Below are 14,031 nucleotides of genomic sequence, written 5' to 3' on the forward strand. Positions count from 1 at the left end.
CTGACATGACTGCAACTGTTGCTACCCATGTGAACGGCGCCCCGGTCTACTACGACCACAGCGGCGAGCACCACCCGCCCGGCAGCACCATGCTGGGCTTCTGGCTCTACCTGATGAGCGATTGCCTCATCTTCGCGGTGCTGTTCGCCGTCTACGCCGTGCTGGGCCGCAACTACGCGGCCGGCCCGTCGGGCGCCGACCTGTTCGACCTGCCGCTGGTGGCCGTCAACACCGGCCTGCTGCTGTTCTCGTCCATCACCTATGGCTTCGCGATGATCGCGATGCAGGCCCGCAAGAAGGGCCTGCTGCTGGCCTGGCTGGCCATCACCGGCCTGTTCGGTCTGGGCTTCCTCGGCATCGAGCTGTTCGAGTTCCACCACCTCATCCACGAGCAAGCCGGCCCCGGCCGCAGTGCCTTCCTGTCCAGCTTCTTCACGCTGGTGGGCACCCACGGCCTGCACGTCACCTTCGGCTGCATCTGGCTGGTCACGCTGATGGTGCAGGTGCAAAAGCTCGGCCTCACGCCTGCCAATCGCCGCCGCCTGATGTGCCTGTCGATGTTCTGGCACTTTCTGGACGTCGTGTGGATCGGCGTCTTCACCTTCGTCTACCTGATGGGAGTGCTGTGATGGCGGCCAACCACGCTCACGATCACGGTCACGACGACCACCTCGACGGTGAGGCCGACTTCCACGTCAGCTACAAGGGCTATGCCATCGGCTTCATCCTGTCGGTCATCCTGACGGCGATTCCCTTCTGGCTGGTCATGGGCAAGGTCCTGCCTACGCCGAAGCTGACGGGCCTGGTCATCCTCGGCTTCGCGGCCGTGCAGATGGTCGTGCACATGATCTATTTCCTGCACATGAACGCCAAGGTCGAGCAGGGCTGGTCCATGCTGGCCCTGCTGTTCACGGCCGCCCTGGTGGTCATCATGCTGTCGGGCTCGGTGTGGGTCATGTATCACATGAACGCCAACATGATGCCGACGCCCGATCCCGCGGCGATGCGCAACATGCCTTGAGCCCGGCATGGGCCGCGCTGCACGCATCGCACTGATCGTTAGCGCGGCTCTCGCCAGCGTCGGCTTCCTGGCGCTGGCTGCCTGGCAGGTCCAGCGCCTGGGCTGGAAAGAGGACCTGATCGCTCGCGTCGAGCGACAGGTCCACTCGGCGCCGGTCGCGCCGCCGCCGGCTTCGGCTGCGGTCTCCAAGGTCGACGAATATCGCCCCCTGCGACTGCGCGGCCACTTCGAGCCGCGTGAAGTCCTCGTGCAGGCCACGACCGAGCTCGGCGGTGGTCACTGGGTGCTGGCGCCGCTGCGCCTGGACGACGGCAGCGCCGTCCTCGTCAACCGCGGCTTCGTGCCGCCCGAGCAGCGTGCGCCCGAACAGCATGTGGCGCCCTCCGGTCCGGTCGAACTGGTCGGCCTGCTGCGCCTGACCGAGATCGGCGGCGGCCCGCTGCGCAAGAACGTGCCTGAGGAAGGCCGCTGGTATTCGCGCGACGTGGCGGGCATCGCCGCCCAACTGGGCGTGGCCGACAAGGTCGCCCCTTACTTCGTCGACGAGTCCGCCGACCCAGCCCAACCTCTGCGTTATCCGCGTCCCGGCCTGACGGTGATCCGTTTCGCCAACAATCACGCCGTCTACGCCGCCACCTGGCTGGCGCTCGCGGCCATGACGGCCGCCGCGGTGGGTTATCTGCTGCGTGAAGAGCGCCGGCGCGCCACGCCTTGAACACGACCTCGCTGCCGTCCACCGTCGAACCCGTTGCCGTCGCGCCCGAGCGCCGCGCCGGCCGCGCCAATCTGCGCCAGCTCATCGAGCTGCGCTGGCTGGCCGTCGGCGGCCAGCTCGCCACCGTGCTGGTCGTGCATGTGGGGCTGGGCATCACGCTGCCCTGGGCCGAGATGATGAGCCTGCTGGGCATCCTCGTTGCCTTCAACCTCTTCAGCCTCTGGCGCAACCGCCTGACCCAGCCGGTCTCTCAGATCGAGCTCTGCATCGCGATGTTGGTCGATGTGGGCGTGCTGACCGGCCAGCTCTACCTGGCCGGCGGCAGCGACAACCCCTTCATCTACCTCTATCTGCTGCAGGTCGCCGTGGCGTCCGTGCTGCTGCGCCCGGCCTATCTGTGGGCGGTGGTGCTGAGCGCGGTGACCGGCTTTGTCGCGTTGATGGAATGGCACCGGCCGCTGTTGCTGGACCCGACCTCGCCGACGACGCTGTCGCCCAACTACCTCGGCGGCCTGCTGCTGTGCTTTTTGCTCAATGTCGGCCTGCTAAGCGTCTTCATCGTGCGCATCAACCGCAACCTGCGCCAGCGCGACGCCGAGCTGGCCGAGCTGCAGCAGCGCGCGGCCGAGGAGGTGCACATCGTGCGCATGGGCCTGCTGGCCAGCGGCGCCGCGCACGAGCTGGGCACGCCACTGGCCACGCTCAGCGTCATCCTCGGCGACTGGGCGCATATGGCACCCTTCGCGGCCGAGCCCGAACTGCGCGAGGAGATCGAGGAAATGCAGCGCCAGATCCTGCGCTGCAAGGCCATCGTCACCGGCATCCTGATGTCGGCCGGCGAGATGCGCGGCGAGGCGCCGCGGCTGACCACGCTGAAGGCCTTCACCGACGGCCTGGCCAAGGACTGGCGCATGGCCCACCCGAATGCCGACCTGGCCCTTCGCAACAAGGATTTGCCCGAGATGGAGATCATCTCGGACACCGCCCTCCAGCAGGTCGTCGCCAATCTGCTCGACAACGCGTTCGAGGCGGCCCCGGGCATGCCGCTGACGCTTGTCGCGGCCTGCCCCGACGAGGAGACGCTGGCCTTGAGCGTGCGCGACAACGGCCCCGGCTTCGACGGCGAGCGGCTCAAGCATTTGGGCGAGCCCTATCAAAGCAGCAAGGGCCAGCCCGGCCGCGGCATGGGCCTCTTCCTGTCCGTCAACGTGGCGCGCACCCTGGGCGGGCGGCTCGAGGCGCGCAACCGCGAAGGCGGTGGCGCCGAGGTCGTGCTGACCCTGCCGCTCGCGTCGCTGCTGCCTCGACAATCCAGGTTCCATGCCCGCTGAAGACGACCGCCTGCTGCTCATCGTCGAGGACGACGACAGCTTTGCCCACACGCTGACCCGCTCCTTCGAGCGCCGTGGCTGGCGTGTCGTGCGCGCCACCGGCCTCGACGACATGAAGAATCTCCTCGACGACCTTCCCGAGGACGAGGAGCTCGGTCATGCCGTGGTCGACCTGAAGCTGGCCAATGGCGCCTCCGGTCTGGCCTGCGTGCAGGCCCTGCATGGCTGGGACCCGGAGGTGCTGATCGTCGTGCTGACCGGCTATGCCAGCATCGCCACCGCCGTCGAGGCCATCAAGCTCGGCGCCTGCCACTACCTCGCCAAGCCGGCCAACACTGACGACATCGAGGCCGCCTTCGCGCGTAGGCAGGGCGACGCCGACGTCGAGGTCACGGAACGCCAGACGGCGTCGATCAAGACCCTGGAATGGGAGCGCATCCACGAGGTGCTGGCCGAGACCGACTTCAACATCAGCGAGACCGCGCGCCGCCTCGGCATGCATCGCCGCACGCTGGCGCGCAAGCTCGAGAAGCAGCGCATCAAGTAGTGATGAGCTCTCTTAAGGCATCCTGCAGCTCCGCCCAGCTGTAGGTCGCCTGGGCCGCCAGAAGCCCCGCCTGGCCGAACACGGGCGTCAGTCCATAACGCTGCAAGCCTGCGGGCAGGGCGGCCCGGCCGCTGATGGCATCGGCCAGCCACTCGCCCGCCGCCGTCGTCGGGGACACGCCATGACCGCCAAAGGCCTGGGCGAACCACAGGCCCGGCGTCAGTTGACCCACCTGGGGCATCTTGTGGCGGGCATAGCTCATCAGTCCGCTCCAGGCGTGCTCGATGCGCACGCCGGCGAGCTGCGGATAGACCTTGAGCATGTCGGCCTTCAGCAGTTCGGCAATGCGATCCGGCTCGCGTTCCTGGATGGAGATGCGGCCGCCCCACAGCAGCCGGTGGTCGGCCAGCATCCGGTAATAGTCGAAGGCGAAGCGGTTGTCGTAGAGGGCCGCTGGCGTGCGGATGGGCCGCAGCTTCTCGGGCAGGGGCTCGGTCGCGATGACATAGGTCGCGATCGGCAGGCGGGCGCTGATCAGCTCCGGCAGCAGCTGCTTCAGATACCCACCGCCCGCGACGACGACCTGGGTCGCGCGGATGGCGACGTCCTGCGCGGTACGCAACACGAAGCCGCCGCTGTCGGTCTTGTCGATGGCCGTCACTGCGCTGTGCTCGTGAACGCGGCCCCCCGCCTGCTCGATGACGCGGGCCAGGCCGAGCGCGTACTTCAGCGGATGGAAATGAAAGGCATCGCGTTCCAGCAGCGCGCCGCCATAGCGCTCGGAGTCCAGCCACTGCCGGACCTGCGCGGGCTCGACCTCGTCCCAGATCACACCGAAGTTTTCGCGCAACCAGCCTGCCTGCTCGCGCAGCTGGCGCTCGGCGCGCGGGCTGTTGCGGAACCAGTTCAACCACAGGGCGCCGCCTTCCTTGCGGTCGCAGTCGATGGCGTGGCGCTCGATGCGTGCGCGTATCAGCGCGACGGCCTCGCGGCTGTGGGCGTAGAACTCACGCGCCGCGTCCAGGCCCAGGTCGCTGACGAGATCCGCCGCGTCGCGGCTGTAGCCGCCGAACACGAAACCGCCGTTGCGGCCCGAGGCGCCATGGCCGATGGTGTGGGCCTCCAGCACGGCCACGCTGGTGATGCCGCGCTCCTGAAGCCCACGTGCCGTCGCCAGGCCGGCGAAGCCGCCGCCCAGCACGGCCACTTCCACATCGACGGTCGGGCCGGCGAGGGCGGGGAAGCTCAGCTGGGGCGCCGTGGCGGCGTAGTAAGTCTCCGTTTGCATGTGCTGGCTTGATTGGCGGGGTCCAATGTAGCCCGGGTGTGGACGGTGAATACACACCGTTGCGGCGGAAAGGGGGGACTGGCAGAGTCGCGCGACTTGATGTCAGGCCGCGATGCTGTCGCCCATATCCATACCTGCAAAACTGCTTGCGGCTGCGCTCACGGTTGCTGCATGCACAGGCGCGCTTTCGAAACCCATCGATGCGCGTCTCGAGATGGCCGACGACGGGCGCTGCACGCTGCAAGGCAAGCCCGTCGCCCTATCGGAGCTGCGTGCGCGGCTTCTCGAACTCAAGGCCGCCCATCCTGACGTGCAACTCCATGTGGCAGGCAGCGACAAGATTTCATATGCCCAGCTGGCGCCAGTGATGAAGATCGTGGAAGAGACTGGCTTGGCACGCCTGCGCTTCGTCATGGAGCCTTCGAGCAGCTCTGTGAGCGCGCCTCCAGCTTCGGCTGCACGTCGATGAAGTGCTGTGCCATCGACGCAACTGGGCGTGCAGCCCGAAGCAGGCGATGCGGATTTGGGATCGTGGGGCTCGCAAGCTGGGCCGCTGCATTGACGGTGACACTGGTTCAGTGCCTGCTGCTGAGCGCCATCCTGTCGGCGAGTGCCCGAGCTGGCGATATCGACGTGATAGCGAGCCTCAGGGCTCATCAGTTCTCTGAATTGGAACGCCATTACGAAGCAGTCGAATCCAAGTTCGAGCAGCATGAGTTGAGTGAGCGCGGTTTGCTGAGTGCCTACTACCCGCTGTACCGCAAAGAGGACACGCTTTCTGACGACTTCGCCGCGTGGATAGAGCAGCGACCTTCTTCGCCTGTTGCACGTCTGAGTCGTGGCATCTATCTCAGAAAACTGGGGGAATACCGCAGGGGCCGGGGCTACGCCCATCAAACACGGGCAGCGGATCTCGAGTACATGACGCAAATGCATGCCCGGGCGAATGAAGACCTGAGCGTGGCATTGAGACTGCGCCCCGGTCCGTACATCACGGTTCTGCACCTGCTGAACATTGCGCAGTTTTCGCTGGATCGCGAAGCCGCTCGCGCTTGCCTCGACACCGCCAACAGGCTGGCTCCAGACAACCTCTTTGCTCGGGCTCGCTACTTGATCAGTCTTGCGCCGAGGTGGAATGGAAGCCACGAGCAGATGGATGCATTTGTCCAAGAGACAAGGACCAGCGGCGTGACGAGCCAGCTGGGGCGCTGGCTCGAAGCCATCGTCAGTGAAGACCGAGCGGATGTCGCCTTTTATATGGGTGATGACGCTGCTGCGGCGGCACATGCCGCGGATGCACTGCGCCTCGCCGCGGATGCAGGGGAGCAATTTCAGTCCGACTTCTTGAGTTTCTCGGTTTGGTACGAGAAGGCGGGCCATCCTGCCTCAGGCCGAGGCATGCCAAGCCGGCCCCGGTGGGTGCCCGTCATTCAATGGGCGACCTGGGGCATCGTCATGTTCGTCGTGATGGGCTGGGTTGCTCGAAGCCGGATGAAGCATCGACCGGAGCAGTTCAGCAATGACATGCGGCACCCTCCGAGCACCCTTGTCATTGGCATCTTGGGTTTCGCGTTGTTTGTAGCGCTCTGCGTGATATCAAACACCACCGGCAAGAACGCAACGACCAGCATCTGGACCAGCCTGCTGTTCCTGTTCTTTTCCGCGATGTCGCTGGCAATGATTGCCGACTACTTCCTTGCCAGGCATCTCCTGACATCCGATGGGCTCGAGTTCGGGCGGCTGTTCGGACGTCGCGGCAAGCTGAGATGGGAGGACGTGAGCAGCGTCGAGTACGCCTCCGTGATGAAGTGGTTCAGGGTCAGGACGAAACAAGGGGCGACGATTCGCATTTCCGCGATGCTGATGGGGCTGCCCGCATTCGCTCAGCAGGTTCTGTCCCATGTCGCCGCAGACCAGATCGCTGAACCCACGAGGTCGATTCTTGCGGAGGCGGCTGATGGAAGGCCGCCACCTGTTTGGGACTGAGTACAAAAGCCGCAGGCCACCGCAAAAGCGACGGCACGTGGGGGCTCAGATTCCCGCCAGCAACTCATGCGACCGCCAGCACAGCGCTTGGTCATGCATGGATTCGCTCAGTGTGCGTCGGCAATGACCCGTCTCTTTGGGTGCCTTGGCCAGGTGAAATAGTTTTGTGCAAATGTAATTGGATATCATTGCGGACCGTGCGCGACGGTTGCGCATCCAAGGACCCTCATTCATGAAGCTGATTTCGACTCAAGGCGCACTCCTGGCCGCTGGCCTCATCCTGGCTGGCTGCAGCAGCACCCCCGTGGAGGCGCCCGCACCGGCTCCTGCCCCTGCGCCTGTGGTCCAGACTCCGGCTCCCACGCCGCCGCCCGCGCCGCAGACCCAGGTTGCGAAGGTCGAGGTGCCCGACTACCTGAACCCGAACAGCCTGATCTCCAAGGAGCGCAGCGTGTACTTCGACTTCGACAACTATTCGGTCAAGTCCGACTACGACGCGATGCTGCAGCGCCAGGCCCAGTACATGGGCAAGAACGCCCAGCTGGCCATCAAGGTCGAAGGCAATGCCGACGAGCGCGGTGGCGCCGAATACAACCTGGCCCTGGGCCAGAAGCGTGCCGACGCCGTCGCCAAGGCCCTGAAGGCCTATGGCGTGCGCGACGGCCAGGTCGAAGCCGTCAGCCTGGGGCGTGAGCATCCCAAGGCCACCGGCCATGATGAAGCGGCCTGGGCGCAGAACCGCCGCGCGGACATCGCCTACCCGCAAAAATGAAGCCCCTCGCTCAGTCTCGCGATGCTGAACGCATGCGAGCCTGATCGGTCTTGCAGACCGCGCCGCGGCAGTGCCGCGGCTCTTCGGCAGGCACAAGACGCCCACTGGGCGTCTTGAGTCCGGCCTCAGCCCCCGAGGGGATGGCGATGCTTGCGGCATTGAGCCGCAAGCACATCGCCCAAGCGGGCCGGCTCGGCGAGGTGGAGTCGGACACAAGCAGTCCCTGCGGACTGCTTGTGCCAACGGAACGCCGTGGGCCTTTGGCCCATGGCAGGCCCAGCGCTCGGCCCGAAAGGCGCTGGCTTAACGCGGGGTGCTACTGGCCCAAGGGCACGTTGGCATTGCGCTCGTCCCCGCCCAGTGCTGCGATGACGCTGGCCAGGTCCGCATCCAGGCGCGCCAGGGTCTGGGCGTCCAGCGTCGTCAGGGCCTGATGCAGCACGCCGTTGACCGGCCCGGGCGCGGTGTCCAGCACGTCGCGCCCGGCGGGCAGCAGCGTCAGTTGCACCGCACGCCGGTCGGCGCCGCCCTTGTCGGCCTGCACGAAGCCGCGGGCGACCAGCGTCTTCACCAGATTGCTGGCCGTGGACTGATGAACGTCCATGGCCCGCGCCAGCTCCCCCGTGCCCACGCCCGGGCGCGACGCGATCACGCCCAGCGCCCACAGCTGGGCACCACCCACGCCGGTCTGCTTCTCGACCTGCTGGAAATGCGTCTTCACCGTGTTGATGACGAGGCGGAAGCGCCTCAGCACGCGGGTCGCGGACTCGCTGAGTTCGGGGGGCGCTTGGACGGGGCGTCGGGGCATCAGCCCATGATAGGGGCCGGGTTGGCTCAGTCCTGAGAGAGTCCTGACAGCAGCTCGTAGCTGCGCCGCCTCAAGCCGTGGTCATGCACCGCGCAGGCGACGATGAACTCGTCGGCCTGGGTGCGCTCCCGCGTCGCGGCGAGGCCCGCGCGCACGGTCTCGGGCGAGCCGACGATGGATTCGCTCAGCATGCGTTCCACCTGCAGGGCCTCGGCAGGCGACCACAGCGTGTCCATGCTGGCCACCGGCGGCGGCAGTTTGCCGCGCCGCCCGCGCACCATGCCCAGGAAGCGCTGCTGGGCCGAAGTGAAGAGGAATTGCGCCTCCTCGTCCGTCGGCGCGACGATGACGTTGAGCCCGACCATGGCATGCGGCTTGGCATGGCGCGCGCTGGGCTTGTAGGTCGCGCGATAGATCTGCAGGGCCTGCATCAGCATCTCCGGCGCGAAGTGCGAGGCGAAGGCGAAGGGCAGGCCGAGATAGGCGGCGAGCTGGGCCGAATAGAGGCTGGAGCCCAGCAGCCAGATCGGCACCTCGGTGCCCTGGCCCGGCACGGCGCGCACGACCGCGTCGGCGGCCAGCGGCGCGAGATAGGACTGCAGCTCCAGCACGTCGTTGGGGAAACCGTCCTCGCCCGTGCTCTCCAGGCTGCGACGCAGCGCTCGCATGGTGGGCCTGTCGGTGCCCGGCGCGCGGCCCAGGCCCAGGTCGATGCGGCCAGGAAAGAGTTCGGCCAGGGTGCCGAACTGCTCGGCGATGGTCAGCGGCGCATGGTTGGGCAGCATGATGCCGCCGGCGCCGACGCGGATGCGTTTGGAGGCAGCGGCGAGCTGGCCAATCAGCACGGCCGTGGCCGAGCTGGCCACGCCTTCCATGTTGTGGTGCTCGGCCACCCAGTAGCGCTGGTAGCCCAGCTCGTCCGCCAGGCGAACGAGGTCCAGGCTGTTCAGCAGGGCTTCACGCGTGGTGGCGCCTTCGACGACGGGCGCCAGGTCGAGGATGGAAAGCGGGGGCAGGGCGGTCATGGCGTCATCTTGCCCAGCCTTGCTTGGCCCCGTCAGCCCGGGGCTTTGCGCAGATGTGATTGCAGCCAGGGCAGCAGCTTGCCGCGGTAGGCGGCACTGTCGAAGTCGTGCAGGTCCTCGTGGCCCGCGCCCGGCACCGGCCACAGCGTCTTGGGCTCGGGCGCCGCGGCGAACAGCTGCTCGGTCTCGACCCAGCGCGTGGATTTGTCCTCCGTGCCCGAAGCGATCAGCAGCGGCGCGCGGGCGGCCTTGATGGCCTCGATGGGGCGCAATTCATGCACGCCCAGGTCCAGTCGCAACGGGATCTGCAACAGCAGCAGCGGCGCCGCCCAGGCACCGGCCGGGCCCAGGCGAGCGACCAGTCGGTCCTGCACGGCGTCGGTGATGGTGGGGTAGACCGACTCCAGCACCAGCGCGTCCAGCTCCGGCTGTCTATCGGTGAACAGCAGCGAGGCGCCACCCAGGGACACGCCGATGCCGCCCAGCTTCTCGCCCGGCAGCCTGTGGCGCAGCCACGCAAGCGCGGCCTGCACGCCGAGGGCCTCGCGGCGACCGAAGGTGATGCGGTCGCCGCTGCTCTCGCCATGCGAGGACAGGTCGATCAGCAGGGCGGCAATGCCTTCGCTCTGCAGCCAGCGGGCGCGCTCCAGCATCTGCAGCCGGTTGCCGCGCACGCCGTGCAGCAGCAGCACGGCACCTTCGCCGGCCCGGCCCGGCAGGAACCAGCCACTGACCTGCTGCTTGTCGCCATAGGGGATGTGGACCGTCTCGGCCGCCAGGCCCGGTGGCGGCGGGCCGATGGGGGCGCGCGCGGGTCGGGTCAGCACTTCGCCGGCGGCCAGGCTCACGAGCAGGGTGCCGGCGGCAAGGGCGAGGCCGGTGTAGAGGAGTCGTCGCATGCACGGATGATCGCCGCGCCGCGGTGAATGCCGCGTAGGCCGCGGCCCCGTCGCGACGAGGCCTTAGCCGGCCGTGGCATCCAGGCTCAGCACCGCACGCACGAGTTGCGCGCCATCGGGATGCGCCTGCAACCGCGCGCCCAGGTCGCGCATCAGCGCCAGCATGCGGCGGTTGTCGGCCAGGACGTCGCCGTACAGATGCTGGACGCCGTGGCGGCGCGCATGGGCGGCCAGGTGGGCGATGAGGCGGCGGCCCAGGCCGCGGCCCTGCCAGTCGTCGGCAACGGCCAGCGCGAATTCGGCATGCTCGGGGCGGCCGGTCTCGTGCACATAGCGCACGTCGGCGATGACGGGATGGTCGGGCTCCTCCGCCTCGACGACCCAGGCGACATGCTGGCTCTGGTCGACCTCGGTCAGCAGCTTCAGCAAGGCCGGGCTGAGCTCGCGCAGGCCGACATGGAAGCGCTTGTGGCGAGAGTCCAGCGACAGCGCGCTGAAGAAGGCCTGCTCGGCGACGGCGTCGGCCGCGGCGATGGGGCGCAGCCTGACTTCGCGCCCGCCCGCCAGCAGCCAGCGCTCGGGCGCTGCCGTGGCGGTGGGCGTCGGCGCCGCCCAGGTCAGCAGGGCGTTCACATCCTGGCCTCGGCCGGCCTCAGGTCCAGCACGGCCGGGCCGCTCAGGGCGCTGACGGTGACGCCTTCGTCGCTCTGGACGACGAAGCACTGGCCGGGCTCCAGCACGATGTCGCGGCTGTCGTGGTCGATGGTGACCCACAGGGTGCCGGCGGCGCTGCACAGGTGGGTGGCGCGCGCTTCGGGCAGGCGCGAGATCTGGCCGCGTTGCAGCAGCAGCCGGGTGCGGGGGACGTCGATCAGCATGGTGTGCTCCTCCGGCGGTGGGCTTGCATGCCGGGTTGGCATGCTTGCGTCCTGGCCGTCTGGGGCGGATATTGCGGGTTTGGCGATGAGCCGACAAACGACGATTCGGAAGGCTTCGCATTCCTCCAGCGCATGTCAAACAAGCCCATCGACCATCTCCCGCCGCTGCAGCTGCTGGCCGCTTTCGAGGCGGCTGCGCGCCATCTGAGCTTTACCCAGGCCGCCGAGGAGCGCTTCGTGACGCAGTCGGCCATGAGCCGGCAGATCCGCGCCCTGGAGGACGAACTCGGCGTGACCCTGTTCGAGCGACGCCACCGGGCGCTGGCCCTGACCGAAGACGGCCAGCGCCTGCATGCCGCCTGCGCGACCGCGCTGAACACGCTGCGGGTGGCGGTGCGGGCCGTGCGCGAGCCCCACCAGCGCCGGGTGCTGGCGCTGACGACGACCCCCGGCTTCGCCTCGCTGTGGCTGATCCCGCGGCTGACGGCGTTCACGCGGGCCCATCCGGGCATCGACGTGCGCCTGGATGCGGGCCTGGGCAACCGCAATCTCGCCAGCGAAGGCTTCGACCTCGCCATCCGCTACAGCCCGATCGGAGCGGCCCAGGGGCGGCAACTGTTCGCCGAGTCCATGCTGCCCGTCTGCAGCCCGCGTCTGGTGGGTGAACTGGGCCTGCCGCTGCGCGAGCCGGCGGACCTGGCCCGGCACACCCTGCTGCATCTGGCCATGGACGGCGATGGCGCCGGCATGCCGGCCGAGTGGGAGCCCTGGCTGACGGCCTGGGGCCTGGCCGATCTGCGGCCCGCCGCGCGCCTGAGCTTCTCGAGCTATTCGGAGGCCATCGCCGCTGCCGTCGCAGGCCAGGGCGTGGCTCTCGGGCGCCGCCCGCTCGTCGATGCCTTGCTGGCCGGCGGCCAGTTGGTGACGCCTTTCGATGCCGGCATCGCCTCGGCGCGGGCCTACCGGCTCATCGTCGATCCGGCGGCCCGCCATCGGCCCGCGGTCAAGGCTTTCGAGCAGTGGCTGCTCGCGGAATGTGGAAGCACCTAACCCTCCGGTGAGATGCCAACTTTGTCACGATCGGGCGTGACGCCCGGGCAGGGCACGGTCTGCCAACTTGTTCACGAACACTTCGCTCCGTCCCCGTGTTGCGGGTGTCGCCGGGCCTTACACAAATTTCCAAGCAAATTCTTGTCCGTTTGTAAATCAACAAGTTAGGGATATGGCATGGTTATCGCTTAAGGGTTTTGCGTCACTTTTACTGTTTTTCAGAATTCCACCCATGAAAACCCTGAGCCTGATCGCCGCCGCCGTTGCCCTGACCGCCGCCAGCACCGCCAACGCCGGCTTCGTCGTCTACTCCAACGCCAGCGCCTTCGCCGCCGCTGCCGGCAGCCTGCACAACGAGACCTTCGCGTCGGCTCCGCTGAGCGGCGTGACGACCACCAACTACTCGCGCGTCTACAGCGACTTCACGCTGAGCAGCGTCTCGCATGGCAACTACAGCGGCATCGTCAACAACGTCTACAACGGCGACAACTACGCGCCGGCCAGCGGCTTCACCGGCCAGAACTTCTACGGCTGGGGCAGCAGCGCCGGCAACCAGGGCCCGACGTCGACCTTCACGCTGACCGGCGCCACCGCCATCGGCTTCGACTTCTTCAATACCGACACGACGGACAACTACCTGATCTCCGTCAACGGCATCGACCGTGGCGGCATCGGCTACTTCACGAGCGGCTTCTTCGGCGTCATCGCCACCGGCGGCGACGTGATCAGCCAGCTGCAGATCCGCACCAACAGCTTCGGCGGTTATGTGTCCAGCGCCGGTGTCGACAACGTTCGCGTCGCGGCCCATGCCCTGCCCGAGCCGTCGGCCCTGCTGCTGACCGCCGGCGCCCTGCTGGCCGTCGCCGGCGTCAGCCGTCGCAAGAACGCCCGCTGATCTTCTGGCCCGCGAGGGCCCGGGATTCGCTGATGTGAAGCGCCTTCGGGCGCTTCACTGCTTTGTGGAGTCCGAAGACTCAGCCGGCGAGCCCGGCATACACATGCTGGACGTCGTCGTTGTCGTCCAGCGCGGCCAGGAAGTTCTCCACCTCCTCGAGCTGCTCGGCACTGAGGCTGTCCGGGGCAACGGGGTTCTTGGGGCGGTAGCCCAGCTTGGCGCTGAGGACCGTGAAGCCCTGGGCGGGCAGGGCGCGGCTGACCAGGTCCAGGTCGGCCGGGTCGGTCAGGAAGAGGGTGACGCCGTCTTCGTCGGCAGGCACCAGGTCCTGGGCGCCCGCCTCGATGGCCGCGGTGTCGGCATCGGCACCGGGCGTCGCCGCTTCGGCCTCGATCAGGCCGAGGTGGTCGAAGTCCCAGCTCACCGAGCCCGGCGTGCCCTGCTGGCCTTTGCGGAACAGCACGCGCATGTCGGAGGCCGCACGGTTGGTGTTGTCGGTCAGCACCTCCACCATCACCGGCACGCGGTGCGGCGCAAACCCCTCGTAGATGACCTGTTCGAAGTGGACGGTCTCGCCGGTCAGGCCGGCGCCCTTCTTGATGGCGCGGTCCAGCGTGTCCTTGGGCATGGACACCTTGCGCGCGGCTTCGACCGCCATGCGCAGCTTGGAGTTGTCCTTGGGATCAGCGCCGTTGCGCGCCGCGATCATGATGTCCTTGGCCAGCTTGCCGAACAGCTTGCCCTTGGCATTGGCCGCGATGTCCTTGTGTTTGGCTTTCCATTGCGCGCCCATGGGTGTCCTGTCTGTCGTGTGAG

17 protein-coding genes are annotated in these 14,031 nt (G+C 67.6%); 10 read left to right on the forward strand and 7 right to left on the reverse strand.

All coding sequences use genetic code 11. From position 1 onward, the window contains the following. Positions 1 to 5: 5 nt before the first annotated feature. From cyoC to AC3WOE_RS02070, 5 genes are read left to right on the forward strand one after another with little or no spacing between them, the layout of a single operon-like run. The gene (cyoC, locus tag AC3WOE_RS02050) at positions 6 to 629 is read left to right on the forward strand and encodes a cytochrome o ubiquinol oxidase subunit III (RefSeq protein ID WP_492687862.1); all 624 of its coding nucleotides are present in this window, start codon (positions 6 to 8) and stop codon (positions 627 to 629) included. Then, positions 629 to 1,021, forward strand: coding sequence for a cytochrome o ubiquinol oxidase subunit IV (gene cyoD, locus AC3WOE_RS02055; RefSeq protein WP_492687864.1), 393 nt, complete (start codon positions 629 to 631; stop codon positions 1,019 to 1,021). The genes cyoC and cyoD overlap by 1 nt, the downstream gene beginning before the upstream one ends. 7 nt (positions 1,022 to 1,028) lie before the next feature. Continuing rightward, positions 1,029 to 1,736: an SURF1 family protein gene (locus AC3WOE_RS02060; RefSeq protein ID WP_492687866.1), complete on the forward strand. Its 708-nt coding sequence runs from the start codon at positions 1,029 to 1,031 to the stop codon at positions 1,734 to 1,736. Further along, a complete protein-coding gene (locus AC3WOE_RS02065) occupies positions 1,733 to 3,067 on the forward strand; it encodes an ATP-binding protein (RefSeq protein WP_492687868.1) in 1,335 nt (444 codons plus the stop codon). Before AC3WOE_RS02060 ends, AC3WOE_RS02065 begins: the two co-directional genes overlap by 4 nt. After that, the gene (locus tag AC3WOE_RS02070; protein WP_492687870.1) at positions 3,057 to 3,614 is read left to right on the forward strand and encodes a response regulator transcription factor; all 558 of its coding nucleotides are present in this window, start codon (positions 3,057 to 3,059) and stop codon (positions 3,612 to 3,614) included. The genes AC3WOE_RS02065 and AC3WOE_RS02070 overlap by 11 nt, the downstream gene beginning before the upstream one ends. On the opposite strand, the gene AC3WOE_RS02075 is transcribed toward AC3WOE_RS02070, so the two are convergent. Beyond that, positions 3,607 to 4,902, reverse strand: a complete 1,296-nt coding sequence (locus AC3WOE_RS02075) for an NAD(P)/FAD-dependent oxidoreductase (RefSeq protein WP_492687872.1) — start codon at positions 4,900 to 4,902, stop codon at positions 3,607 to 3,609. The genes AC3WOE_RS02070 and AC3WOE_RS02075 overlap by 8 nt on opposite strands. 112 nt (positions 4,903 to 5,014) lie before the next feature. Between AC3WOE_RS02075 and AC3WOE_RS02080 the strand changes: the two genes are divergently transcribed. The 3 genes from AC3WOE_RS02080 (at position 5,015) to pal (ending at position 7,660) form a co-directional block, all read left to right on the forward strand. Then, positions 5,015 to 5,371 (forward strand): biopolymer transporter ExbD, encoded by a 357-nt coding sequence (locus AC3WOE_RS02080; protein ID WP_492687874.1) that lies wholly within the window; start codon positions 5,015 to 5,017, stop codon positions 5,369 to 5,371. Positions 5,372 to 5,433: 62 nt separating this feature from the next. After that, positions 5,434 to 6,888: a hypothetical protein gene (locus AC3WOE_RS02085; RefSeq protein ID WP_492687876.1), complete on the forward strand. Its 1,455-nt coding sequence runs from the start codon at positions 5,434 to 5,436 to the stop codon at positions 6,886 to 6,888. Positions 6,889 to 7,120: 232 nt separating this feature from the next. Beyond that, a complete protein-coding gene (pal, locus tag AC3WOE_RS02090; protein WP_492687878.1) occupies positions 7,121 to 7,660 on the forward strand; it encodes a peptidoglycan-associated lipoprotein Pal in 540 nt (179 codons plus the stop codon). 316 nt (positions 7,661 to 7,976) lie between these two features. On the opposite strand, the gene AC3WOE_RS02095 is transcribed toward pal, so the two are convergent. From AC3WOE_RS02095 to AC3WOE_RS02115, 5 genes are all read right to left on the reverse strand, one after another. After that, positions 7,977 to 8,468, reverse strand: coding sequence for a MarR family winged helix-turn-helix transcriptional regulator (locus AC3WOE_RS02095; RefSeq protein WP_492687880.1), 492 nt, complete (start codon positions 8,466 to 8,468; stop codon positions 7,977 to 7,979). Between the two features lie 26 nt (positions 8,469 to 8,494). Next, a complete protein-coding gene (locus tag AC3WOE_RS02100; RefSeq protein WP_492687882.1) occupies positions 8,495 to 9,493 on the reverse strand; it encodes an LLM class flavin-dependent oxidoreductase in 999 nt (332 codons plus the stop codon). Between the two features lie 32 nt (positions 9,494 to 9,525). Then, complete coding sequence (locus AC3WOE_RS02105) at positions 9,526 to 10,392, reverse strand: alpha/beta hydrolase (RefSeq protein ID WP_492687884.1); 867 nt, start codon at positions 10,390 to 10,392, stop codon at positions 9,526 to 9,528. A gap of 63 nt (positions 10,393 to 10,455) precedes the next feature. After that, positions 10,456 to 11,025, reverse strand: a complete 570-nt coding sequence (locus AC3WOE_RS02110; protein ID WP_492687886.1) for a GNAT family N-acetyltransferase — start codon at positions 11,023 to 11,025, stop codon at positions 10,456 to 10,458. After that, entirely contained in the window at positions 11,022 to 11,270 is a 249-nt protein-coding gene (locus AC3WOE_RS02115) for a DUF2917 domain-containing protein (RefSeq protein WP_492687888.1), read from the reverse strand. The genes AC3WOE_RS02110 and AC3WOE_RS02115 overlap by 4 nt, the downstream gene beginning before the upstream one ends. A 132-nt stretch (positions 11,271 to 11,402) precedes the next feature. Between AC3WOE_RS02115 and gcvA the strand changes: the two genes are divergently transcribed. Together gcvA and AC3WOE_RS02125 are read left to right on the forward strand one after the other, a co-directional pair. After that, positions 11,403 to 12,320, forward strand: a complete 918-nt coding sequence (gene gcvA / locus AC3WOE_RS02120) for a transcriptional regulator GcvA (RefSeq protein ID WP_492687890.1) — start codon at positions 11,403 to 11,405, stop codon at positions 12,318 to 12,320. A gap of 232 nt (positions 12,321 to 12,552) precedes the next feature. Further along, positions 12,553 to 13,215 (forward strand): hypothetical protein, encoded by a 663-nt coding sequence (locus tag AC3WOE_RS02125; RefSeq protein ID WP_492687892.1) that lies wholly within the window; start codon positions 12,553 to 12,555, stop codon positions 13,213 to 13,215. Between the two features lie 79 nt (positions 13,216 to 13,294). On the opposite strand, the gene AC3WOE_RS02130 is transcribed toward AC3WOE_RS02125, so the two are convergent. Continuing rightward, entirely contained in the window at positions 13,295 to 14,008 is a 714-nt protein-coding gene (locus AC3WOE_RS02130) for a YebC/PmpR family DNA-binding transcriptional regulator (protein WP_492687894.1), read from the reverse strand. Between the last annotated feature and the right edge of the window lie 23 nt (positions 14,009 to 14,031).

The sequence above is a fragment of the Roseateles sp. FW305-36 genome, assembly GCF_058787015.1.

What these genes read in the sequence shown, in the direction of transcription:
- AC3WOE_RS02070 (WP_492687870.1), top strand. Translation starts at nt 3,057, where the DNA reads ATGCCCGCTGAAGACGACCGCCTGCTGCTCATCGTCGAGGACGACGAC.
- AC3WOE_RS02100 (WP_492687882.1), bottom strand. Translation starts at nt 9,493, where the DNA reads ATGACCGCCCTGCCCCCGCTTTCCATCCTCGACCTGGCGCCCGTCGTC.
- AC3WOE_RS02115 (WP_492687888.1), bottom strand. Translation starts at nt 11,270, where the DNA reads ATGCTGATCGACGTCCCCCGCACCCGGCTGCTGCTGCAACGCGGCCAG.
- AC3WOE_RS02130 (WP_492687894.1), bottom strand. Translation starts at nt 14,008, where the DNA reads ATGGGCGCGCAATGGAAAGCCAAACACAAGGACATCGCGGCCAATGCC.
- cyoD (WP_492687864.1), top strand. Translation starts at nt 629, where the DNA reads ATGGCGGCCAACCACGCTCACGATCACGGTCACGACGACCACCTCGAC.
- AC3WOE_RS02060 (WP_492687866.1), top strand. Translation starts at nt 1,029, where the DNA reads ATGGGCCGCGCTGCACGCATCGCACTGATCGTTAGCGCGGCTCTCGCC.
- AC3WOE_RS02095 (WP_492687880.1), bottom strand. Translation starts at nt 8,468, where the DNA reads ATGCCCCGACGCCCCGTCCAAGCGCCCCCCGAACTCAGCGAGTCCGCG.
- pal (WP_492687878.1), top strand. Translation starts at nt 7,121, where the DNA reads ATGAAGCTGATTTCGACTCAAGGCGCACTCCTGGCCGCTGGCCTCATC.
- AC3WOE_RS02080 (WP_492687874.1), top strand. Translation starts at nt 5,015, where the DNA reads ATGCTGTCGCCCATATCCATACCTGCAAAACTGCTTGCGGCTGCGCTC.
- gcvA (WP_492687890.1), top strand. Translation starts at nt 11,403, where the DNA reads ATGTCAAACAAGCCCATCGACCATCTCCCGCCGCTGCAGCTGCTGGCC.
- AC3WOE_RS02075 (WP_492687872.1), bottom strand. Translation starts at nt 4,902, where the DNA reads ATGCAAACGGAGACTTACTACGCCGCCACGGCGCCCCAGCTGAGCTTC.
- AC3WOE_RS02105 (WP_492687884.1), bottom strand. Translation starts at nt 10,392, where the DNA reads ATGCGACGACTCCTCTACACCGGCCTCGCCCTTGCCGCCGGCACCCTG.
- AC3WOE_RS02125 (WP_492687892.1), top strand. Translation starts at nt 12,553, where the DNA reads ATGAAAACCCTGAGCCTGATCGCCGCCGCCGTTGCCCTGACCGCCGCC.
- cyoC (WP_492687862.1), top strand. Translation starts at nt 6, where the DNA reads ATGACTGCAACTGTTGCTACCCATGTGAACGGCGCCCCGGTCTACTAC.